We start from the raw sequence: 22,144 nt of genomic DNA, 5'->3' as shown, positions 1-22,144 counted from the left end.
GCCGCAAACGAAGCCTCGGATTGTACTCAAAGCCTGATTCTGGCCGAAATATCTGTCGCTTGGTCCACTATCCGTAGGAGGTATGCCGACTTGGGGTGCTACCGCGCGCAGATGGCAGATGAACAGAACGACTCGGCAGCCGCACAGCCCGGCAAAGGAACCGACGTTCTGGCGCGCGGCCCGCCGCCGATACTTGGCCAGCCCGATCCTGTTTCTGGATCGACACCCAATCCATCCCAATCGATCCTGCCCCAACCGCCGCCACCGATTCCGGATGCCAACACCGCGAAACCATCGAGCGTTGCGATGCCGATCGTCGCAATCGGCGCCTCTGCCGGAGGGCTTGAAGCGGCCTCGACATTGCTCGACGCTATGCCTGCAACCACGGGCATGGCCTTCATCCTGGTTGAGCATCTTGATCCTGCCCACCCCAGCCTGATGGCCGGATTGCTTGGCACCCACACCGCGATGAAGGTGATGGAAGCAAGCGACGGCAGCCTGCTTGCGCCCGATCAGGTCCATGTCATTCCGCCCGGTCGCTATATGTCGGTCCGCAACGGCGCGATCCACCTTTCCCCGCCGCAGACCAAGCGCGGCGCGCGGCTGCCGTTCGATTACCTGCTCGCATCGCTGGCGTCTGGGGGAAGCGCTGCGCAGACCATCGCCATCGTCCTGTCGGGCACGGGCGCCGATGGCTCGGGCGGCCTTGCCGCGCTGAAAGAGGCGGGTGGCCATGTCGTTGCCCAAGACCCGGACGAAGCCGAATATGACGGCATGCCGCGAAGCGCAATCGCCACCGGCCTTGTCGACCACATCCTGCGCCTTCAGGCCATCCCGCAAGCGCTTGCCGCATTGGTCAGGCTGGAAACGCCTTCGGCGGTAGATCCACATGCGGCCAGCACCCCCGAAGCGGCTGCCGAAGCCGCCCCCGAGGATACGCCCGAAGTTGCGCCCGAGCCGGCTGATCTTGAAGCGATCATCGCCCTGCTCAACGACAAGACAGCGCACGATTTCCGTCAGTACAAGCCGGGTACGCTCCAGCGCCGGATCGATCGCCGCATCGGCCTGCTCGCGCTGCCGAGGGGCGATCTTGGCGGCTATCTCGACAAGCTGAAGCAGGACAGCGCGGAACGCGAGCAGCTTGCCCGCGACCTGCTGATCAACGTCACCAGCTTCTTTCGCGATCAAGCCGTCTTCGACAAGTTGGCCGCAACGGTCATTCCCGAGATGATAAGCGCACTGCCAGCAGAGCAGCCGTTGCGCGTCTGGGTGGCAGGGTGCAGCACGGGCGAGGAAGCCTATTCGCTCGCCATCGTCTGCCGCGAGGTGATCGCCGCCTCGGGCCGCGCGGTCAAGCTGCAGGTGTTCGCATCAGACGTCGACCCGGATGCCATCGCCAGCGCGCGCGAAGGGTTCTATCCGTTCGAAACCGCAGGATCTATCAGCCCGGCAAGGCTGGCGCGCGATTTCATCCGGGATGAAACCGGCTACCGGGTAAGCCCCGGATTGCGCGGTGACGTGGTATTCACTGTGCAGGATGTGATGAGCGATCCGCCCTTTTCACGGATCGATCTGGTTTCCTGCCGCAACCTGCTGATCTACCTCAACCCACAGGCGCAAGCCCGGGTCATCGCGCTGTTCCATTTCGCCCTGCGTGAAGGCGGCGTGCTGGTGCTCGGCTCGTCCGAAACCGTGGGCAGCGCCACCGACCGCTTTTCGGTCATCGCCAAGTCCGAACGCATCTATCGCCACATCGCGCGCAGCCGGATTGGCGAGGCAGGCTTTCCGTTGAGCTTTGGCGACACACTGCCCCGCCTCGGCAATGGCGAGCAGGCGCCCACGGCTGCACGGCAAGCCACACTGGCGGACATCTGCCGCCGCGCCGTGCTCGCCAGCCACGCGCCTGCGGCGGTGCTGATCAACGCCAAGCGCCAATGCGTCTATGCGTTGGGCCCGGTCGAGCGTTATCTGCGCATGGCTCCGGGCTATACCACGCTTGATCTTCTGGGGATGGCGACACCGGCGCTGCGCAGCCGACTGCGCCGGGCCATCGACGGCGTGACCAAAGCCAGCCCGCGCATCGATGGCGGTCGCACCCGCCTGACGCACAAGGGCGTGACAACCCGTTTCAGCATCGATGTTCAGGCGCTTACCGGCGATCATGAAGACCTGCTGCTCATCTGCTTTGTCGAGGAAACCGAAGGCAAGGTGCAAGCGGCACGGCCATCGGGGCGCACCGATGCCGCGCGCGTCACCGAGCTCGAACATGAACTTGAGGCCGCGCAGTCCGAATTGCAGACCGCGATCGAGCATCTCGAAACATCGACGCAAGAGCAAAAGGCGATCAACGACGAGGCGTTGTCGGTCAACGAGGAGTTCCAGTCGACCAACGAGGAGCTGCTCACCTCGAAAGAGGAACTGCAATCGCTCAACGAGGAACTGACCGCCCTCAACAGCCAGTTGCAGGAAACGCTTGAGCGCCAGCGCCTTACCTCCGACGATTTGCAGAACGTGCTTTACAGCACCAATGTCGGCACGCTGTTCCTCGACATGGATCTGAAGATCCGGTTCTATACCCCCGCAATCAAATCACTGTTCAGCATCATCGCCGGTGACGTTGGCCGTCCGTTGGCCGACCTCAGGCCGATCGCGACCGACCCTGATCTGCTCGCCGATGCCCGTCAGGTGCTGACCGATGAAACCTCGATCGAACGCGAGATCAGTACGCCGGAGGATGCCTGGTTCCTGCGCCGCATCTTCCCTTACCGGGCGCATGACAACCGCACCGAAGGTGTCGTCATAACCTTTGCCGACGTGACCGATCGCAAGATCATTGCCAAGGCGCTGGAGGCCGCCAAGCAGGAGGCCGAGCGCGCCAATCTGGCCAAGTCGCGCTTCCTTGCGGCCGCCAGCCATGACTTGCGCCAGCCGCTGCAATCGCTGACCCTGCTGCAGGAATTGCTGGCGCAATCGGTCGAGGGCGAGCGGCCGCGCAAGCTGCTCGGCCGTTTCGAACAGACGCTGGGCGCGATGTCGGGGATGCTCAACGCCTTGCTCGACATCAACCAGATCGAGGCCGGTGTGGTCGATGCCCGACCTGTGGATTTCGCTATCGCGGATGTGTTCGACCGACTTCGCGACGAGTTCACCTATCTGGCCCAATCGCGCAGCCTGTCGCTGCAGATCCTGCCTTGCGCGGCCATCGTGCGCAGCGATCCGCGGTTGCTGGAACAGATGATCCGCAATCTGCTGGGCAACGCGATCAAGTACACCCGCCGCGGCAAGATCCTTCTGGGTTGTCGGCGCCGTGGCGACATGGTGCGAATCGAGGTGTGGGACACCGGGATCGGCATCGACGAAGCCGAACTGCATGCGATCTTTGAAGAGTTCCATCAGATCGACAATGCCGCGCGCGATCACCGCCGGGGACTGGGACTGGGGCTGTCGATCGTGCAGCGTCTGGGCCACCTGCTCGGCCATGATGTCGATGTCCACTCGGTGCCGGGCAAGGGTTCGACCTTCTCCGTCACGGTCGGCGGCGTCCGGCGCAAGGGCGAAACCGATAATGCAGGCGGCCAGCGTAGCGCCTTGCCAACTGCAGCGACAGATGAACGCGGCACCGGCCTGTCCGCTGCCACGGCGCATCACCGCTGCAAGATCGTGGTAGTCGAGGACGATGCCGACGTGCTCGATCTGTTGGAGCAATTGCTCAAGAGCGATGGCCATATCGTCCGTACCGCGCCCGATGCCGCAGCCGCGCTGAAGCTGATTTCGGGTGGTGCGATCCAGCCCGAAGTGCTGTTGACCGACTATAACCTGCCCGGCGGCGAGAACGGGCTCGACTTGTTGACGCAGTTGCGCGCCCGCCTGCCGCAGCGCCTGCCTGCCATTATCCTGACCGGCGACATCTCCGCCGCTACGCTGGCCGCGATCGCCGCCCACGATTGCGTGCAACTGAGCAAGCCGGTCAAGCCGCGCGAACTGGCCGCCGCCATCGAGCGGATCTGCCCGCGGTTCGCCCCACTTGCCGAACCAGCACCGATCGCAAGCGCGGCGCCCGCCCCGCCAACCGATGCAACCAGGGGCAAAGGGTCTGGCGCGGAGCCATCGGGCCCGGTCACCCATGTCGTCGATGACGATCCCGAAATCCGCACCAGCGTGCGCGATGTGCTGGAAAGCGATGGCCGACTGGTGCTGGATTACCCGTCGGCAGAAGCCTTTCTCGACAGCTATCGTCCCGGCGACGCAGGTTGCCTGCTGGTCGATGCCTATCTGCCGGGGATGAGCGGCGTTGCGCTGCTCGACACGTTACGGGCACGCGGCGACCATCTGCCGGTCATCCTGATCACCGGCAGCAGCGATGTCGGCCTTGCGGTTACGGCAATGCGTAACGGCGCCTGCGATTTCATCGAAAAGCCGGTGGGGCGGGTGGAACTGCTCGCCAGCATCGCGCGGGCGATCGACCAGTCGCACGACATACGGCTGGGCGATGCCGCCCATGAACAGGCCGCCGCCCATGTCGCCTCGCTCACCACCCGGCAGCGCGAGGTAATGGACATGGTGCTCGCCGGGCATCCCAGCAAGAACATTGCCGCAGACCTCGGCATCAGCCAGCGCACCGTCGAAAACCACCGCGCCGCCATCATGCAGCGGATGGGGGCCAAGTCGCTGCCCGAACTCGCACGCATGGCGCAAGCGGCCCTACCCCGCGACTAGAGCGCCTTCCCGGAGCGGGAAAGCGCAGGAGAAAACACGATGATCGTCCCCAATGGCACGCTGATTCTGGTCGTCGATGGCGCCAGATCAGCGTTGTTCCGCAATAGCGGTGCCGCGCTTGCGCCGCAGCTCGACCTGATCGAAAGCGCCGATGCGCCTTCGCCGGGAACGGCGGAACAGGGCACGGACCACCCCGGACGCGCGTTTGAAAGCAGCGGAACCAGCCGCAGCGCTTATGACAGCACCGACTTTCACCAGCAGGATGAGGACCGCTTCGCCCGCCGTGCCGCAGCGCAACTCGACCGACTGGCGGCAGATGGCAAGCATGCGCTGATCCTCGTAGCCGCGCCGCGTGTGCTGGGCATCATTCGCCCGCTGCTGGCCCCTGCAACGCACCATCGCCTGATCAGCGAGATCGCGCGCGACTATACCGGGCGCCCCGCCCAGGATATCGCCGCCATGCTGGTGAGCCACGAAACCTGACTTCAGGACGGCGGTAAATGGTCGTTGTGGCGCGCATCGAGCGCAATTCCGGCAAGGTTCTGCCCACGGCGCACCTGTCTGAGCCGGACTTTGGCGAACCCGGCGGACAAGGCGTGAAAGCGGGCCAGATAGGGCGCAAAGCGTGGTGCGATGCGCCTGGCCGTGCCGCTTGCCTGCGCCACCACCAGCGTGGAATCGCCGATGGCGACCACATCGGTGACACCAAGATCGTGCGCCAGTTCAAGCGCGACGATCAGCGCCAGCCATTCAGCGTCGCTGTTGTCGCCCTGCCCGTGATCGGCCCGGTAATGGGTCCGCCCGCCCGCCACCACCGCCGTCTCGATCGGGCCGGGGTTCGGGCGGCACCCGCCATCGAACCAGATCTTCAAGCGCGCGCTCCTTTACGCTTTGCCAGCCGCTTCTCTGGCGCTTTCGTCCTCGGCCGCCTTGAGTACACGCAGCACGTTGCCCGACCAGATCTTGGCGATGTCGGCGTCGGAATAGCCCGCCTTGCGCAGAGCCTCGGTGATGCGCGGCAGATAGCGGATATCCTCAAGCCCTTCGGCCCCGCCGCCGCCGTCCCAGTCCAGCCCGATGCCGACATGGTCGACGCCCGCCACTTTGAGCGCGTGGAGCAAGTTGGCGATGACATCCTCGAACGTCGCGCGGCCCTGTTCGGGGTGAAGGCGGTTGATCTCGCGCCGCTCTTTCAGGGCTTGCGCGTATTGGGCCGGGGTCAGGCTGGCATGTTCGGGGAAGCGTTCGCCCAACGCCTTCATCGCGGCATCGCGCGCGGCGTCGTGTTTTTCGGCCTTCACATAGACCGAGTTGATCTGGATGACCCCGCCTTGCGCGGCCAGCGCGCGCAGATGTGCGTCATCGATGTTGCGCGGATGGTCGAAGATCGCACGGCACCCCGAATGCGACAGCACGAGCGGCGTTTTCGACAGGCGCAGCGCATCGTCCAGCGCCTTGTCCGAACTGTGCGACAGATCGGGAACCACGCCCAGCCGGTTCATTTCAGCCAGCAAAGCGATGCCCGCAGGGCTGAGGCCACCCCACTTGGCGGCATCGGTCGCACTGTCGGCAAACTGGTTGGTGCGGAAATGGGCAAAGCCGCTCAACCGCACGCCCAGTTTGTAGAACACCTGCAACAAGGTGGGATCGTCGCCCAAAGGCCATGCGTTCTCGATCGAGACGAACACCACCCGCTTGCCCGCCCCCACGATGCGGGCGGCGTCGGCGGCTTTGTCGGCAAAGGCGAAGGCACCCGCGTTGGCGGCGACCATCTCGTGAATCTGCACGGCGCGGTTGACGGCATAGTCCCGCGCGGCGCGGGTCGAGACAGGATCAAGCGGCCCTTGCGGCGTGTAGATCGCCCAGAACCCGCCCGACAGGTTGCCCGCCTTCATCCGCGGCAGGTCGACTTGGGTGAAATCGGCGCGGACATCGTGCGCCACCGCGATCGACCAGCCCGGAAAGGCAAGCGAGGCCGGGGCATCGAGATGGGTATCGAGCGTCAGCAGACTTGCGTGCAGTCTTGCCGCCACCGGGTCCACCTTGGGAACGACAGGTCCGGGAAGGGGCTTGAAGGCCGCATGGCGCGCCATGACCGGGGCGCAAACCAGACAGGATGCCGCCAGAATTGCGGCGACCAACGAACGACGATGCATGGTGACAGGTACCTCCGCCTTCATGTTCGCAGCGCCCGCGCCGAAGTCAAATGCCGATTGGCCCGCAGGCTTAAGGGTTTCGTAACCTTCATGACCGCATGCAAAGTCGGCGGCGGTGTGCCGCGGCAGGGAATGGCAGCATGACGGCCCCCTACGAAGCGTTCAAACCCGAAGAAGTGCGCCGTTCGGTGCGCGGCGAACTGGTTGCGCGCATTCTCTATCGCCGGACCGTGCAGCGGGTCGATGCCACCACGCTCGATCTGTCGTGCCATGGTCTGCGCCTGCGGGCCAAGGAAGCGCTTGAAGTCGGCGAGATACTGTGGGTGACCTTGCCCGGTTTACCGCCGCGCCGGGTGAAGGTGGTCTGGGTCAAATCCACCAATCTTGGCACCGAAGCCGGGTGCAACTTCTTCGAACCGCTCCATCCCGCGATCAGCGACGCGATCGTCGACGGACGGCTGGGCTGAGTTCCCGCTTCCCCCGCTTTCCCTTGGCCGCTTGACGGAGTAGGGAGCAGCCATGCTTCGCGTAACCGAAATCAAGCTGCCACTCGACCACGGGCCCCACGATCTTGACGCCGCACTGTGCGAACGGCTGCAAATCTCCCCCGCCGACCTGCTCCGCTATGCCGTGGCCCGGCGCGGCAACGACGCGCGCAAGAAGTCGGCGATCAAGCTGGTCTATGCGATCGACGCCACCGTTGCCGATGAGGCCGCCGTGCTGGCTCGCCACGCCGGTGATCCGCAGGTGCGCCCCACGCCCGACACCGCCTATCGTTTTCCGGTGGTGGCCCCGCAAGGCTGGCAGGGTCCGCGTCCGGTGGTGATCGGCGCGGGGCCGTGCGGGCTGCTCGCCGCACTGATCCTGGCGCAAATGGGGCTGAAACCCATCATCATCGAGCGCGGCAAGGCGGTGCGCGAACGCACGAAGGACACTTGGGCGCTGTGGCGCAAGTCGGTGCTGACGCCCGAAAGCAACGTGCAGTTCGGCGAAGGCGGTGCGGGCACGTTTTCGGACGGCAAGCTTTACAGCCGGATCAAGGATCCGCGCCATCTGGGGCGCAAGGTGCTGGTCGAATTCGTCAAGGCGGGCGCCCCGGACGATATCCTGACCGAAGCCCACCCCCACATCGGCACGTTCCGCCTTGTCACCATGGTGATGAGCATGCGCGAGACGATCGAGGCGCTGGGCGGCGAATACCGTTTCCAGACGCGCGTCGATGACTTCGAGATCGCCCGTAAACCCGATGGCAGCCAACAATTGCAGGGCCTGCACTTGTCGGACGGCACATTCCTGCCCGCACGCCACGTTATCCTTGCGGTCGGCCATTCGGCGCGCGACACCTTTCAGGTGCTGCATGACCGGGGAGTGCATGTCGAGGCCAAGCCCTTTGCCATCGGGGTGCGGATCGAACACCCGCAAGGCTGGATCGACCGTGCGCGCTATGGTCAGTTTGCCGGCAACCCGCTGCTGGGGCCGGCGGCTTACGCGCTGTCACACCAGAGCCACACCACAGGACGCAGCGTCTACAGCTTCTGCATGTGTCCGGGTGGGCGCGTGGTTGCCGCCACCAGCGAGGAAGGCCGCGTCGTCACCAACGGCATGAGCCAGTATTCGCGCGCCGAGTTCAACGCCAATTCCGGACTTGTGGTCGATATCAACCCGGAACGCGACTATCCCGGCGGGCCGCTGGCGGGGGTTGCGTTCCAGCGCAAATGGGAATCGCTGGCGTTCACTGCGGGTGGCAGCACCTATCAGGCGCCGGGGCAAAAGGTTGCCGACGTGCTGGCCAACCGCGCATCGTCGGGCGAATTCGGCGCGGTGGTGCCGTCGTACCAACCGGGCGTCCATCTGACCGATCTGGCGCAATGCCTGCCCGACTATGTGATGGCGTCGCTGCGCGATGCACTGCCCGTGTTCGGTCGGCAATTGCCGGGATACGATCACCCCGACGCGATCCTGACCGGCGTCGAAACGCGCACATCGTCGCCCGTGCGGATCACGCGGGGCAAGGACTTGCAAAGCCTGAACACGCGCGGATTGTACCCCGGCGGCGAAGGTGCGGGCTATGCCGGGGGCATCCTGTCGGCGGCGGTCGATGGCATCAAGCTGGCCGAAGCGCTGGCGCTGGAACTGGTCGGCGCAGCGGCCGCCACCGGCCACTCTGCGGCACAGGTCGACGCATCATGACCATTCGCGCCGCGTTGATCGGCTTCGGCTATGCCGGAAAGACGTTTCATGCACCATTGATCAACGCCACCCACGGCCTCGAACTGGCAGTCGTCGCATCGAGCGACGCTGCCAAGGTCCATGCCGTGCTGGCAGGCGTGGTGGTCGAGCCTGATCCGCTGGCCGCCATAGCGCGCGCCGATATCGACCTTGTCGTCATCGCCACCCCGAATCCCAGCCACGCACCGCTGGCCCGCGCCGCGATCGCGGCGGGGAAAGCGGTAGTCGTCGACAAACCGATGGCGCTCGATCTGGCAGAGGCGCGCGAACTGGTAGCGCTGGCCAAAGCGGCGAACGTGCCGCTGTGGGTGTTCCACAACCGCCGCTGGGACAGCGACTTCCTGACCGTGCGGCAGGCCATCGACGATGGCTTGTTGGGCACGGTGGCGCATTTCGAATCGCACTTCGACCGCTTCCGTCCGCACGTGCGCGACCGCTGGCGCGAGAATGCCGGACCCGGCAGCGGCGTGTGGCAGGATCTGGGGCCGCATCTGGTCGATCAGGCGCTGCACGTGTTCGGCCTGCCCGACCGCGTCACCGCCTCGTTCGCGCGCCAGCGCCCCGGCAGCGCGGCAACCGACTGGGCGCATGTCGTGCTGGAATATCCGCAGTTGCGCTGCATTCTGCACGCCGGAATGCTGGTGGCGGGCGGCAGCCCGCGGTTTATCGTCCACGGCACGGCTGGCAGCCTGATCAAGACCCTGCCCGACCGGCAGGAAGCACAATTGCTGGAGGGACTTACCCCACGCGACGCGGCATGGGGGCTGGATGCCGATCCTGCCGTGCTCCACACGCCCGAAGGGACGCATGCGATTGCTGCAACGCGGGGTGATCAATCCCTTTTTTACCATACTTTGGTACAATCGCTTGCTCACGGCGGCATAGGTCCGATCCGCCCGATAGAGGCACTGGCAACGACAGCCGTGGTGGAAGCATCTGAATTATCAGCAAACAATGGCAAATCGGTAGTCCCGGCGCTGACCGGGGCGGAACGCGAAAGCTATGCATTGCAATAAATGCAAGTGCTGGCGCTTCCTTCGCAATTGCCGCGCTACGGGAATTTACGCATAGGGAAAGCGCCTTTCAGGCATCCTCTCCCAAACTTTCCAAGGGCCGCCGGTTTATCCAGCGGCCCTTTTTTTTCGGTTCCATGCGTGGCGCGCCGCCTACGCGGTTCATACCGCCAGTTCGCGGCGGGTCGCTTCGATCAGCCGCTGACGCAACTGGCCGAGCGGCGGCAGGTCCAACCCTTCAAGGTCAGCAGCGCCGACGATGCTGTCCGCGCCAAAACACTGCGACAATGCGATGCTTTCTGCCTTGATCGACCGCCCTTGCGCAAGCGACCAGAACGCGCGCACCACTGGCAGCGCGGTGTCGCCGTCGTCCTCGGCTACCACCATCGCCAGACGGCCCGAGGCCAGCTCGACGAAAGCGCCGATCGGATAGACCCCCAGTGTAGTGACCAGCGCGCGCAACACTTCCTGATCGATCGCGTCACCCATCTCGGCCAAGTGGCGCAGCGCCACGGCGGGGTCGAGGCCGACCCGGTTGTCGCCGCCGGTGACCAGATTGTCGTAAAGATCGCAGACCATGCCCATGCGTGGCAGCAACTCGATCGCTTCGGCACCCAGTCCATAGGGATAGCCGGTGCCGTCAAGCCGTTCGTGATGGCGCAGGCAGGTATCGACGACGCTGGGCGGGATATCCCCGGCGGCCTTGAGGAAGGCATGGCCCAACAGCACGTGGCTTTGCACCAAACTGGGGGCAAGGTGCCGGTAGTCGCCGCCGATTGCGCCCAGATCGACCTCCATCTGCCCGACGCCGACGTCCATCAGCAGGCCAGCCATGCCCGCTTCGCGCATCTGCACCGGCCCCAGCTTGAGCTGGCGAGCCAGCGCCACCATCAGTGCGCTGACCGAAAGCGAGTGGCGATAGACGTACTCGCTGTCCTGCTGGCAACGCAGCAAGCCATTGAAGGCATAAAGATTCCGCTGCACCGAGGCATAAACCTCGTCCACCACGTTGCTGATGTCGGCAACGTTGAGCGCCTTGCCCAGCCGCGCCTGAACGAACACCTGGCTGATCACCTTGTTCGCCTCACCGATGACCTTGCGGGCGCGGCCGAACTCGCGAACCTGCACGATCGTTGCAGGCGGAACCGCACCGGGCTGTCGCTCGGAAGGGCGAAGGAGCGTGCGGACCGGTGGCTTTGGCTGGTAGCGTGAGACGGTCCGGGGAGGCGGCACGACGGCCGCAACAGGTGCAGCGCCTGTTTGCATTTGCGTTTGCGTCTGCGTTTGTACTCCAACTTCCGCCCGTTCGGACAGGCGACGTGTATCGAGGCCCTGATCGGTATCGATGATCACGGTTTCGATATCGCTCGCCAGTAACAGTTCAAGATGCGCCGGGTTGGTGAGCAGGAATCTCCGGTTCCAGAAGGGGTGCTTGAACCAGCTCCCTTCCATCTTGTGGATGAACATCCCCAATTCGATTTCGGTTATGTGCACTCTGCGTAACATGAGCCATCCATAAGTGCTGCTGCACCGATGATGGCCTTGGGCTGCTAACATACCGCCGAAAATTAAGTAGGTAGATTTACTGGTTGGCGGGCGTGTTGAAGGCCAAGTGGAACATGCGATCCCCTGCGGTCCTGACCAGCGAAGCGCCCACTTCGTCGATTTGCGCCGCATCGCGCACTCTGGCGAAGAACGATGCGGTCAGGCAGAACCGTGACTGGGGATCGCCTTCGACCGCCACTCCGATCGAGCAGATGCCGGGATGGGCATAACCGTCATCCAGACCGAAGCCCTGCTTCGCTGCCTGCGCCACTTGCCCGCACCAGGTTTCCAGATCGAGCGGACGATGCCACCGCGCAGCGGCAAAACGGCGAGCAAGTTCATCGCCTTGCAACCCTTCACGCGCGGCTAACGCACGGCCGATCGAGCCGCCCGCGATCGGCTGGCGCTGGCCTTCGACCATATGGATGCGCGTGGCGGCGTCGCTTTCCCCCAGCGCCACCAGCACCAGCCGGTCTTGTGCAGTGCGCTGCCACAGGCCGACCGCTGCATCATGCACTTGCGCAAGCCGCGTCAGCAGGGGGCGGGCGCGAGCGATGACCCGCGCCGGGCCTTGTGCTTCAAGCGCGCGAAGCGCCGCCCAGCCCGGCGCAAGGGCATAACGGCGTCCACCTGCGCGCAGCAGCGCACCTTCGGCCTGCAGCGTGCCGAGCAGGCCGTGGACGCTCGACGGACTGATGCCGGTGGCGCGGCCGATCTCCGATAGGGTCAACGCCTCACCCATGGCCAGCGCGCGCAAGATGGCGAACGCCTGCGCCACAGAGCGAACCGATGAGACAGGATTGAGCGGAGCGGCAGGCTGCATCAGCCCTTCCTATTTTTCGCCATTCCGAAAAGCAATTCTCAATATTGAATTTCTGGAGCACGACGGTTAGAGCATGGCGGACTTTAGCCGATCGCTTAAAGTAGTCCGGAGAACCGGATTCGCAACGAACAGAACCCAAGGGAGAAGCGGGTGGCGGGCATCCTTGAAGGCAAAGTAGTGGCGATCACCGGCGCGGGGCGAGGCATCGGTCGCGAAGTGGCGCTGCTCTGCGCGCGCGAAGGCGCCGCGGTTGTGGTCAACGACCCCGGCGTGGCGCAAGGTGGCGACGGCGGGGACACCGGTCCTGCCGCTGCAACCGTGGCCGACATCATTGCGAGCGGTGGGCGGGCTTGGGCCAATCTGGCCAGTGTCGCCGATCCTGTGGGCGCGGCCAGCATCATCGAGGACGCGGTGCGCCAGTTCGGCCGGATCGACGCCGTCGTGAACAACGCCGGCATCCTGCGCGACACGATCTGGCACAAGATGAGCCATCAGGACTGGACCAGCGTCATCGACGTGAACCTGACCGGCCCGTTCAACGTCAGCAAGGCGGCCACGCCCTATTTTCGCGAGCAAGGCTCGGGCAGTTTCATTCACTTCACTTCGACCAGCGGGCTGATCGGCAACATCGGCCAGGCCAACTATTCGGCAGCCAAGCTGGGGCTGGTCGCCTTGTCGCAGTCGATCGCGCTCGACATGGCGCGCTGGGGCGTCCGTTCCAACTGCATCGCGCCGTTCGCATGGAGCCGGATGACCGCATCGATCCCCGCCGACACCCCCGAACAGAAGCGCCGCGTCGAACGTTTGCAGACGATGAGCGCCGACAAGATCGCGCCATTGGTGGCCTTTCTGGCGAGCGACGCGGCGCACGAGGTCAACAACCAGATCTTCGGCGTGCGCAAGAACGAGATCATGCTGTTCAACAAGCCGCGCCCGATCCGCTCGATGGTCAAGCTCGAAGGCTGGAGCGCGCAGGCGATCGCCGACGAGCTGGTGCCCGCCTTCAAACCCGCCTTTGCGCGCGCCGACGAGGTTTCGGCCCACGTTTTCCCCTATGATCCGGTCTGAGGAAAGGTTGCAGCAATGAGCACGACAAACCCCGGCCCAAACCCCGGTATGGACCCCGAAGTCTTTGCGCAATTTCACGAACAGCTTGAGCGCTATGTCCGCGAGCGGCTGATCCCGGCCGAAGCGCAAGTCATCGCCGAGGACAAGATCCCTGACGATATCCTGCGCGAAATGCGCGAGATGGGGCTGTTCGGCCTGACCATGCCCGAGGAATACGGCGGCGCGGGCATGAACATCACCCAGTATATCGAGACGATCCACACGCTCAGCTATGCCCTGCCCGCGTATCGCTCGATCACCTCGATCAACCTCGGCATGGTCTGTTCGGCAGTGAAGAACAACGGCACGCCCGAGCAGAAGGCCGAATGGCTGCCGCGTCTGGCCGCCGGGGAAATCGCCTCGTTCGGACTGACCGAACCGGGCTCGGGCTCGGATTCCGCCGGACTTCAGACCAGCGCGGTCCGGTCGGGCAACGGCTATGTCCTCAACGGCACCAAGCGCTACATCACCAACGCGCCCTTTGCCAAAGTGGCGTTGATCATGGCGCGCACCAACAAGGAAGCGCTGCCCAAGAACGCCCACGTCTCGGCCTTCATCGTGCCGATGGACACGCCGGGCATCGCGGTCGGCAAAAGCGACAAGAAGATGGGCCAGGGCGGCAGCCACATCGCCGACATCATCCTTGAGGACGTGCACGTGCCCGGCGAAGCGCTGCTGGGCGGCGTTGAGGGCCAAGGCTTTGCCGTGGCCATGCAAAGCCTCGACAACGGACGGCTTTCGGTCGGCGCGGCGGCAACCGCTTATGCCAAGCGCGCACTCGACACTGCGCTGCGCTATGCCAACGAGCGCAAGGCGTTTGGCGAGCCGATCGCCAACTTCCAGTTGATCCAGGCCATGCTGGCGGACAGTCAGGCCGAGATCTATGCCGCGCAATGCATGATGCGCGATGCCATCGCCAAGGCCGACGCCGGGCAGAAAGTGCTGATGGAGGCAGCCGCCTTCAAGATGTTCGCCTCCGAGATGTGCGGCCGCGTGGCCGATCGCTGCGTGCAGATCCACGGCGGTGCGGGCTATCTTGCCGAGTACGAGGCAGAGCGCTTCTTCCGCGACAGCCGCATCTACCGCATCTACGAAGGCACCACGCAGATCATGCAACTGGTCATCGCCAAGCAGATGCTGCGCAACTTCGCCGCCGGTATCGCGGGCTAAGGCCGGTGTATCCGCTGCTCAACGGACTGTCGGTGATCGAGGCGTCGTCGTTCGTCGCCTCCCCCACAGCCGGGCTCTATCTGGCGCAGATGGGGGCCGACGTGATCCGCGTCGACCAGATCGGCGGGGGCCCCGATTTCCACCGCTGGCCGGTGACCGAGGCCAACGATTCGCTCTATTGGGAAAACCTCAACCGCGCCAAGAAGTCGGTCGCGCTCGATCTGGGCAAGCCCGAGGGCCGCGAACTGTTGCAGGCACTGGTGCGCGCGACCGGCCAGTTCGTCACCAACTTTCCCGCTGGCGGCTTCCTCTCGCACGAGGTGCTGAGCAAGGGCCGCGCCGACCTCATCACCGTGCGGGTAATGGGCTGGGCCGATGGCAGCCCGGCGCTGGACTATACCGTCAACAACGCGGTCGGCTATCCGCTGCTGACCGGCGCCGGGCCCGAGCCGGTCAATCACGTCCTGCCCGCATGGGACTTGCTGACCGGTGCTTATGCCGCCTTTGCGCTGCTGGCCGCGCTGCGCCACCGCGATGCCACCGGGCAAGGCGGCGAAGTGCGTTTGCCGCTATCCGACGTCGCCATCGGCACCGTCGCCAATCTGGGCAGTCTGGCCGAAGTCATGGTCACCGGTGCCGACCGTCCACGCCTTGGCAACACCGTGTTCGGACTGTTCGGGCGTGATTTCGTGACCGCTGACGGCGTGCGCACGATGATCGTGGTCGTCACCCACCGTCAGTGGGCCAACCTGATCGCCGCGCTCGGGCTGGGCGAGGCGATCGCTGCGCTCGAATCCGCGCGCGGGGTATCGTTCGGCCATGACGATGGGTTGCGCTACACCCACCGCGACGCGCTGTTCCCGCTGTTCGAGGCCGCCATCGCTGCGCGCGCGCATGCCGATCTGGCGGCGGCATTCGATGCGGGCGGGATTGTCCATTCCGCCTACCGCACGATGCACGAAGCCGCGCTCGACCCGGCGCTGGTGGCCGAGAACCCGATCTTTGGTACTTCGGCCAACCCCAGCGGCGCGAGCTATCCCGCCGCCGGATCGTTCGCCACACTGCCGGGGCTTGCGCGCGGTGCCCCCGCCCCTGCCCCGCGCAACGGCCAGCACAGCGAACAAGTGCTGGCCGAAACGCTCAAGCTTTCATCGGGCGAGATCGCCCGCCTCATCGACTCTGGTCTTGTAGGAACCGCTTCATGATCTTGCGCCGTGCCGCCATCGTCGCCCCGCTTCGCACCCCCGTCGGCAAGTTCGGCGGGTCGCTGTCCTCGATCACCGCCGGCCACCTTGGCGCGGTGATCCTCAAGGCGCTGGTCGAGCGCAGCGGGATCGACCCCGAACGCGTCGACGACGTCGTCTTTGCCCAGGGCTATGGCAATGGCGAGGCGCCGGCCATCGGCCACTGGTCATGGCTCGCCGCCGGTTTGCCGCTGGAAGTTCCCGGCTATCAGGTCGACCGCCGCTGTGGCTCTGGCCTGCAAGCGGTGATCAACGCGGCGATGATGGTCCAGACCGGGGCGGCCGATGTTGTCGTGGCGGGCGGCGTGGAATCGATGTCGAATGTCGAGCACTACACCACCGATCTGCGCAAGGGCGTGCGGATGGGCAACCTGACCATCCATGACCGCCTGTCGCGCGGCCGGGTGATGAGCCAGCCGGTCGAGCGCTTCGGCGTGATCACCGGCATGATCGAGACGGCGGAGAACCTCGCCAAGGACTATGGCATCACGCGCGAACAGGCCGATGCCTATGCCGTGCGCTCGCACCAACGCGCTACCGCCGCATGGGCCAATGGCCTGTTCGCCGACGAACTCGTCCCCGTGCCGGTGCCACAGCGCAAAGGCGCACCCGTGCTGTTCGACCACGACGAAGGCTATCGCGCCGACGCGACGCTGGAAACGCTGGGCGCGCTCCGGCCCATCGAAGGCGGCGTGGTCACCGCAGGCAACGCCAGCCAGCAGAACGACGCGGCGGCGGCCTGTCTGGTGGTGGCCGAGGACAGGCTTGAGGAATTGGGCCTTGAACCGATCGCGTGGTTCCATTCGTGGGCGGCGGCCGGATGCGACCCCAGCCGGATGGGTATCGGCCCGGTCCCGGCGGTGGAGCGCCTGTTCAAACGCACCGGGCTGGGCTGGAGTGACATCGATCTGGTCGAACTGAATGAGGCGTTCGCCCCGCAAGTGCTCGCCGTACTGAAAGGCTGGGGCTGGTCGGACGACGACAGCCGCCATGACATCCTCAACGTCAACGGCTCGGGCATCTCGCTGGGCCACCCGATCGGCGCCACCGGAGGCCGCATTCTGGCCAACCTGACGCGCGAACTGGTGCGCCGCGATGGCCGCTTTGGCCTTGAAACGATGTGCATCGGCGGCGGCCAGGGCATCGCTGCGGTGTTCGAGAGGGCATGACCGTGACCTACCGCACCGCTCTTGGGGCCGCGCAAACCTATCGCGACGCGGCGCGCGCCGCGCTTGCCGACCGGCTTGCCGCCCGCCGCATCGATGACGAACAGCGCGCCGCGCATGGCTTTGCATGGGTGGCGACCAGCGTGGCAGCGCTTGAAGCGCTGGCCGACTGGCATGAACTGAACGGCAGCGCAAACCCGGTCGACGCGCTGGTTGTGCGGTTGGGCTTTGCCGAGACGCTGGCGCAATTGTGCGGCGGATTGCCGATGGGGCAGAACGAACTGTTCCGCCCCGCCGACCTGGGTCTTGGTGAGGCCGCAAAGGTCTTGGCGGCTGCCACAGCGGATCTGATCGAGGCTGATCATGCCGCCACGCGCGCCGAACTGGCCGCCCTTCTTGCCGCCGGGCAATGGCCCAGCGAAAGCTTCCATGACGCCGAACTCGACACCATCCGCGACCAGTTCCGCAAGTTTACCGACGCCGAAATCCTGCCGCACGCGCACAAATGGCACCTTGCCAATGCGCTGATCCCTGACGCCACGGTGCAGGCGATGGCCGACCTTGGCACCTTCGGCGTGTGCATTCCCGAAGAGTTTGGCGGGCTGGGGCTCGACAAGCTGGTGATGTGCGTGGTCACCGAGGAACTGTCGCGCGGGTGGATCGGCGCAGGCTCGCTGGGCACCCGGTCGGAAATCGCGGGCGAACTGATCGTGCTGGGCGGCACGGCTGAGCAAAAAGCGCACTGGCTGCCGCGCATCGCCAGCGGCGAGGTACTGCCGACCGCCGTGTTCACCGAACCGGATACCGGATCGGACCTCGGCTCGCTGCAAACCCGCGCGCGGCTGGTTGGCGACCAATGGGTGATCGACGGGGCCAAGACGTGGATCACCCATGCCGCCCGATCCGACCTGATGACGCTGCTGTGCCGCACCCTGCCCGACGAGCGCGGCTACGCCGGCCTCTCGATGCTGCTGGTGCCCAAGCCGCGCGGCACCGAAGCCACTCCCTTCCCCGCCGATGGGATGAGTGGCAGCGAGATCGAGGTGCTCGGCTATCGCGGGATGCGCGAATATGCGCTGCAGTTTGACGCCATGACCGCCCCCGAAGATGCTTTGCTCGGCGGCGAGCAGGGTCAGGGCTTCAAGCAGTTGATGCGCACGTTCGAAGGTGCACGCATCCAGACCGCCGCGCGCGCCGTCGGCGTTGCCCGCCGCGCGCTGGAGCTGGCGCTCGACTATGCATTGGGCCGCAAGCAGTTCGGCAAAGCCATCGTCAACTTCCCGCGCGTGGCCGACAAACTGGCGATGAGCCTTGTCGATTTCGTCCTCTCGCGCGAACTGACGTATGCCGCCGCGCGCGCCAAGGACACCGGCAAGCGCTGTGACATCGAGGCGGGCATGGCCAAGCTGATCGCCGCTCGCACCGCATGGGCCAATGCCGATGCCGCGCTGCAAGTGCATGGCGGCAACGGCTATGCATTGGAGTATGAGATCAGCCGCGTGCTGTGCGACGCGCGCATCCTCAACATCTTCGAAGGCGCTGCGGAGATTCAGGCGCAAGTGATCGCGCGCGGACTGGTCGCGGCGCGCAACTGATGGGCAAGGGCCGATGAGCGACTGGACGGACTGGATCGGACGCAACGAGACCCGTACGGACAGGCTTGATCCCGGCTTGCTGGCGCGCTGGTGCGCCACGCTCGACCGGACGCTGCCTGCCGATCGTACCGCGCCGCAAGGGTTCCATTGGTGCCTTGGCCTGCCCGATGCGCCGACCGCCGGATTGGGCGAGGACGGCCACCCGTTGCGCGACGACAGTTCCGCCAGCTTCCTGCCGCCAGTGCCCCTGCCCCGACGGATGTGGGCGGGCAGCAGCGTGGAATTCCTTGCGCCCCTGCCGGTGGGCGCCGCGATCGCGCGGACCTCACGCGTGCAATCGATCAAGGCCAAGCACGGCGGCAGCGGACAACTGGTCTTCGTCGAAGTCGCGCACGAGACGCAGGCCGATGGCGCATTGGCTGTGCGCGAGGTGCAATCGATCGTCTATCGCGATGCCGCGCCCTCCAGTGCGGCAGCGGTGCCGCCCCTGCCCGGCGCTGGCCGGTTCGACCCCGCGCCCTGGGCCGTCGTCCGCACGATCAACCCGTCCGAGCCGCTGCTGTTCCGCTATTCGGCGCTGACCTTCAACAGCCACCGCATCCATTACGATCTGCCTTATGCCAGCGGGGTCGAAGGCTATCGTGGGCTGGTCGTGCACGGTCCGCTGACCGCTACGCTGCTGCTTGACCTTGCCCGGCGCGAGTTTGGCGACAACGCGCTGCACGCGTTCAGTTTTCGCGGCTTGTCCCCGGCCGTTTGCGGCGACGCGTTGCACCTCGCCATGCGGCGCGGCGATGACGGTGCGGTCGAACTGGGAGCCTTTGCCGAAGACGGACGGCAGGTGATGCAGGCCAGCGCGACGCACTGACCGGGGCCTTAGACCTCCGCCAGCACCGCATCGTCCATTTCATCGAGCCCCAGCATGACGAACTGGTCGAGCAGCCATTGCCCGGCCGGGCCGGGCGGAGTGTCGCGCCGCCAGATGCCCGACAGGCGATAGCGTCCGCCGGTGTGGTCGGGCAACGTCAGGCGCACCAGCGTGCCTGCGGCCAGATCGGCGGCGACCATCGGCAGCGGCATGTTGCCCCAGCCCACCCCTTCGCGCAGCAGCGCGTGCTTGGCCGACAAGTCCGCCAGCCGCCAGGTCTTGGGGCTGAGCACGGCGAAATCGCGCCCCTCGGTGAAGCGCGAACGGTCGGACAGCACCAGTTGCAGGAACTCGCGCGCCGCACCGTGCGGGATCGTCGCCATTTGGCCCAGCGGGTGATCGGGCGATGCCACCGGCACCATCAGCGTCGATCCCGCCGCCACCGATTCCAGCCCGTCGACTCCGGGCAACAGCGGGCCGGATACGCCGACGATGGCGCGCCCTTCGAGCACCATGCCGGTCACTGCGCCCAGCGCCTCGACATGCAGGCGCAACTGTACGGTGGGAAACTCCAGCGCAAAGGCGCGCAGGACGCGGCCCAGCCGTTCACCGGGCAGCATCACGTCGACCGCGAGATCGACTTCGGCTTCAAGCCCGCCAAGCAGCCCTTTGACTTTGGCGCGCAGGCCATCGATCCCGGCGGCAATGCTGCGCGCGTCCGCCAGCAACGCGCGCCCCGCGACCGTCAATTGTGGCCGCCGCGTTCCTTCGCGCTCGAACAGCAGGACGCCCAGTTGCGCTTCAAGATTGGCGATGCCGTAGCTGATCACCGACACCGCGCGGTTGAGCTTGCGCCCGGCGGCGGCAAAGCTACCCGTCTCGACGATGGTCAGGAATATCCGCAGTTGGTCGAACGTCGGGATACCGGGCTGAGCCACTATTCAACTCCCTGAAACGGCAAGCGGCAATTCATGCCGACAACTCGAAAAGCTGGCAAGTCCGTGCGCATCCGGGTCGCAGGCCAAGGGACCGCCCGTGCCATACTGACCCATGCCCCATCGTAATATGACATTGCCAAATCGGTCATTGACGGCGGCAAATATGCGCGCCCTATTGGCCACATGACCAGTTTCATCGAAGAACCCACCCGCCGGATCGACGTGATCCATGAAACAGACGTGCTCGTGGTCGGCTCCGGCCCCGGCGGCCTTGCCGCAGCGCTCGCGTCAGCCCGCGCTGGTGTCAAGACGACGCTTATCGAGCGCTATGGCTGCTTTGGCGGCAACATCACGCAAGTCGGTGTCGAAGGTTTCGCCTGGTATCGCCACCCGCAAACCATCGATAGCGAAGGCATCGGCCGAGAGTTCGAGGACCGCGCGGTGGCCATGGGGGCGGCTGCGCCCGAATCGCAATCGGTCAGCCACGGGCTCGATGCCGAAGGTTTCAAGTACGTTGCCGACCGACTGGTCGAGGAAGCCGGGATCATCCCTATGCTGCACCGGATGGTGGTGGCTCCGATCATGGAGGGCAACACGATCCGTGGCGTGATTACCGAAAGCAAGGCCGGGCGCGAGGCAATTCTCGCCAAAGTGGTGATCGATGGCAGCGGCGATGCCGACATCGTCCATCGCGCAGGCGGCCCCACGATCATGCACCCGCTTGAGGATATGCTGTCTGTCTCGGTCATGTTCTCGATGAGCGGCGTGGACAAGCAGCGCTTCATCGCGGCGGTGAAGGCCGATCCGCAGACATATGCCGACTGGGGCGGCAATGGCGAATGGGACATCGAAACCGACGGGAAAGAGGACGAGCTGTTCTCGCCGTTCCTGCGCAAGCCGTTCAAGAAGGCGGTCGAGGCGGGCATCCTGCCGCCGACGCTGACCACGCTGGCAGGGACATGGGGCACCGTTACCGATCAGGGCGACCTGACCTACCTCAACCTCGTCCACCTGAACTATGACGGCACCAATCCCGATCACCTGACCAAGGGTGAGATCGAGGGCCGGAAGAACGCCATGCTGGCGATCGACGCGCTCAAGGCATTCATGCCCGGATGCGAAACCGCGCGGCTGCGCAACTTTGGCATGACCCTGGGCATTCGTGACACGCGCAAGATCGATGCCGCCTATAACCTCACCAGCGACGATGTGCGCCATCAGGCGCGGTTTGACGATTCGATCGGCATTTTCCCCGAATTCATCGATGGCTACGGCATCCTGATCCTGCCGACGACAGGGCGCTATTTCCACGTACCCTACCGGTCGCTGTTACCGCAGGGCGTCGAAAACCTGCTGGTCGCAGGCCGGGTGATCGGCGGCGACAAGACCAGCCACGCTGCAGTGCGCAACATGGCGTGTTGCGCGGTGTCGGGTCAGGGTGCGGGCACGGCGGCGGCCATCGCGGTCAAGAGCGGCAAGGGTACGCGCGACCTCGATCTCGGGGCAGTGCAGACCGAACTGCGCAGGCAAGGCGCACGGCTGCATTGATACCGGCAAGGCAACGGCAAGAGCTA

General features: G+C 65.3%; 17 protein-coding genes. 12 read left to right on the top strand and 5 right to left on the bottom strand.

Going from position 1 to position 22,144, the window contains the following annotated elements:
* Positions 1–111: 111 nt before the first annotated feature.
* Together LDN95_RS09370 and LDN95_RS09365 are read left to right on the top strand one after the other, a co-directional pair.
* The gene (locus LDN95_RS09370) at positions 112–4,716 is read left to right on the top strand and encodes a chemotaxis protein CheB (protein WP_226017404.1); all 4,605 of its coding nucleotides are present in this window, start codon (positions 112–114) and stop codon (positions 4,714–4,716) included.
* 39 nt (positions 4,717–4,755) lie between these two features.
* The gene (locus LDN95_RS09365; protein ID WP_226017403.1) at positions 4,756–5,199 is read left to right on the top strand and encodes a host attachment protein; all 444 of its coding nucleotides are present in this window, start codon (positions 4,756–4,758) and stop codon (positions 5,197–5,199) included.
* Between the two features lie 2 nt (positions 5,200–5,201).
* Here the strand turns inward: LDN95_RS09365 and LDN95_RS09360 are convergent, their stop codons facing one another.
* Both LDN95_RS09360 and LDN95_RS09355 read right to left on the bottom strand, forming a co-directional pair.
* Positions 5,202–5,588 carry a reverse transcriptase-like protein gene (locus LDN95_RS09360; protein WP_226017402.1) on the bottom strand — a complete coding sequence of 129 codons (387 nt, stop codon included), beginning with the start codon at positions 5,586–5,588 and terminating at the stop codon, positions 5,202–5,204.
* 12 nt (positions 5,589–5,600) lie between these two features.
* Positions 5,601–6,809: a dipeptidase gene (locus LDN95_RS09355; RefSeq protein WP_370631675.1), complete on the bottom strand. Its 1,209-nt coding sequence runs from the start codon at positions 6,807–6,809 to the stop codon at positions 5,601–5,603.
* A gap of 203 nt (positions 6,810–7,012) precedes the next feature.
* Between LDN95_RS09355 and LDN95_RS09350 the strand changes: the two genes are divergently transcribed.
* The 3 genes from LDN95_RS09350 to LDN95_RS09340 are packed head-to-tail and all read left to right on the top strand — an operon-like array spanning position 7,013 to position 10,117.
* Entirely contained in the window at positions 7,013–7,339 is a 327-nt protein-coding gene (locus LDN95_RS09350) for a PilZ domain-containing protein (protein ID WP_226017400.1), read from the top strand.
* Positions 7,340–7,391: 52 nt separating this feature from the next.
* Positions 7,392–9,062, top strand: coding sequence for an NAD(P)/FAD-dependent oxidoreductase (locus LDN95_RS09345; RefSeq protein WP_226017399.1), 1,671 nt, complete (start codon positions 7,392–7,394; stop codon positions 9,060–9,062).
* On the top strand, positions 9,059–10,117 hold the full coding sequence (locus tag LDN95_RS09340) for an oxidoreductase (RefSeq protein ID WP_226017398.1): 1,059 nt from the start codon (positions 9,059–9,061) through the stop codon (positions 10,115–10,117). The genes LDN95_RS09345 and LDN95_RS09340 overlap by 4 nt, the downstream gene beginning before the upstream one ends.
* 159 nt (positions 10,118–10,276) lie before the next feature.
* Here the strand turns inward: LDN95_RS09340 and LDN95_RS09335 are convergent, their stop codons facing one another.
* Positions 10,277–11,620 (bottom strand): HD-GYP domain-containing protein, encoded by a 1,344-nt coding sequence (locus tag LDN95_RS09335; RefSeq protein WP_226017397.1) that lies wholly within the window; start codon positions 11,618–11,620, stop codon positions 10,277–10,279.
* A 76-nt stretch (positions 11,621–11,696) separates the two neighbouring features.
* A complete protein-coding gene (locus LDN95_RS09330) occupies positions 11,697–12,482 on the bottom strand; it encodes an IclR family transcriptional regulator (RefSeq protein WP_226017396.1) in 786 nt (261 codons plus the stop codon).
* A 150-nt stretch (positions 12,483–12,632) separates the two neighbouring features.
* On the opposite strand from LDN95_RS09330, the gene LDN95_RS09325 reads away from it, so the two are divergent.
* The 6 genes from LDN95_RS09325 to LDN95_RS09300 are packed head-to-tail and all read left to right on the top strand — an operon-like array spanning position 12,633 to position 19,632.
* Entirely contained in the window at positions 12,633–13,550 is a 918-nt protein-coding gene (locus LDN95_RS09325; protein WP_226017395.1) for an SDR family NAD(P)-dependent oxidoreductase, read from the top strand.
* 15 nt (positions 13,551–13,565) lie between these two features.
* Entirely contained in the window at positions 13,566–14,759 is a 1,194-nt protein-coding gene (locus LDN95_RS09320; protein ID WP_226017394.1) for an acyl-CoA dehydrogenase family protein, read from the top strand.
* Positions 14,760–14,764: 5 nt separating this feature from the next.
* Positions 14,765–15,964: a CoA transferase gene (locus LDN95_RS09315; RefSeq protein WP_226017393.1), complete on the top strand. Its 1,200-nt coding sequence runs from the start codon at positions 14,765–14,767 to the stop codon at positions 15,962–15,964.
* Complete coding sequence (locus LDN95_RS09310) at positions 15,961–17,172, top strand: acetyl-CoA C-acetyltransferase (protein ID WP_226017392.1); 1,212 nt, start codon at positions 15,961–15,963, stop codon at positions 17,170–17,172. The genes LDN95_RS09315 and LDN95_RS09310 overlap by 4 nt, the downstream gene beginning before the upstream one ends.
* Entirely contained in the window at positions 17,169–18,764 is a 1,596-nt protein-coding gene (locus LDN95_RS09305; protein WP_226017391.1) for an acyl-CoA dehydrogenase family protein, read from the top strand. The genes LDN95_RS09310 and LDN95_RS09305 overlap by 4 nt, the downstream gene beginning before the upstream one ends.
* 13 nt (positions 18,765–18,777) lie before the next feature.
* Positions 18,778–19,632 carry a MaoC family dehydratase N-terminal domain-containing protein gene (locus LDN95_RS09300; RefSeq protein ID WP_226017390.1) on the top strand — a complete coding sequence of 285 codons (855 nt, stop codon included), beginning with the start codon at positions 18,778–18,780 and terminating at the stop codon, positions 19,630–19,632.
* Between the two features lie 8 nt (positions 19,633–19,640).
* Here LDN95_RS09300 and LDN95_RS09295 read toward each other — a convergent pair whose 3' ends face one another.
* Positions 19,641–20,570, bottom strand: coding sequence for a LysR family transcriptional regulator (locus LDN95_RS09295; RefSeq protein WP_226017389.1), 930 nt, complete (start codon positions 20,568–20,570; stop codon positions 19,641–19,643).
* 183 nt (positions 20,571–20,753) lie between these two features.
* On the opposite strand from LDN95_RS09295, the gene LDN95_RS09290 reads away from it, so the two are divergent.
* The gene (locus LDN95_RS09290; protein ID WP_226017388.1) at positions 20,754–22,118 is read left to right on the top strand and encodes an FAD-dependent oxidoreductase; all 1,365 of its coding nucleotides are present in this window, start codon (positions 20,754–20,756) and stop codon (positions 22,116–22,118) included.
* The last annotated feature ends 26 nt before the right edge of the window (positions 22,119–22,144 follow it).

Source organism: Novosphingobium sp. FKTRR1 (assembly GCF_020404405.1).
Classification (GTDB): Bacteria; Pseudomonadota; Alphaproteobacteria; order Sphingomonadales; family Sphingomonadaceae; genus Novosphingobium.
The sequence above is the reverse complement of the archived record's forward strand: the minus strand, read 5'-3'. Positions and strand labels throughout refer to the sequence as shown.

What these genes read in the sequence shown, in the direction of transcription:
- LDN95_RS09370 (WP_226017404.1), top strand. Translation starts at nt 112, where the DNA reads ATGGCAGATGAACAGAACGACTCGGCAGCCGCACAGCCCGGCAAAGGA.
- LDN95_RS09365 (WP_226017403.1), top strand. Translation starts at nt 4,756, where the DNA reads ATGATCGTCCCCAATGGCACGCTGATTCTGGTCGTCGATGGCGCCAGA.
- LDN95_RS09355 (WP_370631675.1), bottom strand. Translation starts at nt 6,809, where the DNA reads ATGGCGCGCCATGCGGCCTTCAAGCCCCTTCCCGGACCTGTCGTTCCC.
- LDN95_RS09350 (WP_226017400.1), top strand. Translation starts at nt 7,013, where the DNA reads ATGACGGCCCCCTACGAAGCGTTCAAACCCGAAGAAGTGCGCCGTTCG.
- LDN95_RS09345 (WP_226017399.1), top strand. Translation starts at nt 7,392, where the DNA reads ATGCTTCGCGTAACCGAAATCAAGCTGCCACTCGACCACGGGCCCCAC.
- LDN95_RS09340 (WP_226017398.1), top strand. Translation starts at nt 9,059, where the DNA reads ATGACCATTCGCGCCGCGTTGATCGGCTTCGGCTATGCCGGAAAGACG.
- LDN95_RS09335 (WP_226017397.1), bottom strand. Translation starts at nt 11,620, where the DNA reads ATGTTACGCAGAGTGCACATAACCGAAATCGAATTGGGGATGTTCATC.
- LDN95_RS09330 (WP_226017396.1), bottom strand. Translation starts at nt 12,482, where the DNA reads ATGCAGCCTGCCGCTCCGCTCAATCCTGTCTCATCGGTTCGCTCTGTG.
- LDN95_RS09320 (WP_226017394.1), top strand. Translation starts at nt 13,566, where the DNA reads ATGAGCACGACAAACCCCGGCCCAAACCCCGGTATGGACCCCGAAGTC.
- LDN95_RS09310 (WP_226017392.1), top strand. Translation starts at nt 15,961, where the DNA reads ATGATCTTGCGCCGTGCCGCCATCGTCGCCCCGCTTCGCACCCCCGTC.
- LDN95_RS09305 (WP_226017391.1), top strand. Translation starts at nt 17,169, where the DNA reads ATGACCGTGACCTACCGCACCGCTCTTGGGGCCGCGCAAACCTATCGC.
- LDN95_RS09300 (WP_226017390.1), top strand. Translation starts at nt 18,778, where the DNA reads ATGAGCGACTGGACGGACTGGATCGGACGCAACGAGACCCGTACGGAC.
- LDN95_RS09290 (WP_226017388.1), top strand. Translation starts at nt 20,754, where the DNA reads ATGACCAGTTTCATCGAAGAACCCACCCGCCGGATCGACGTGATCCAT.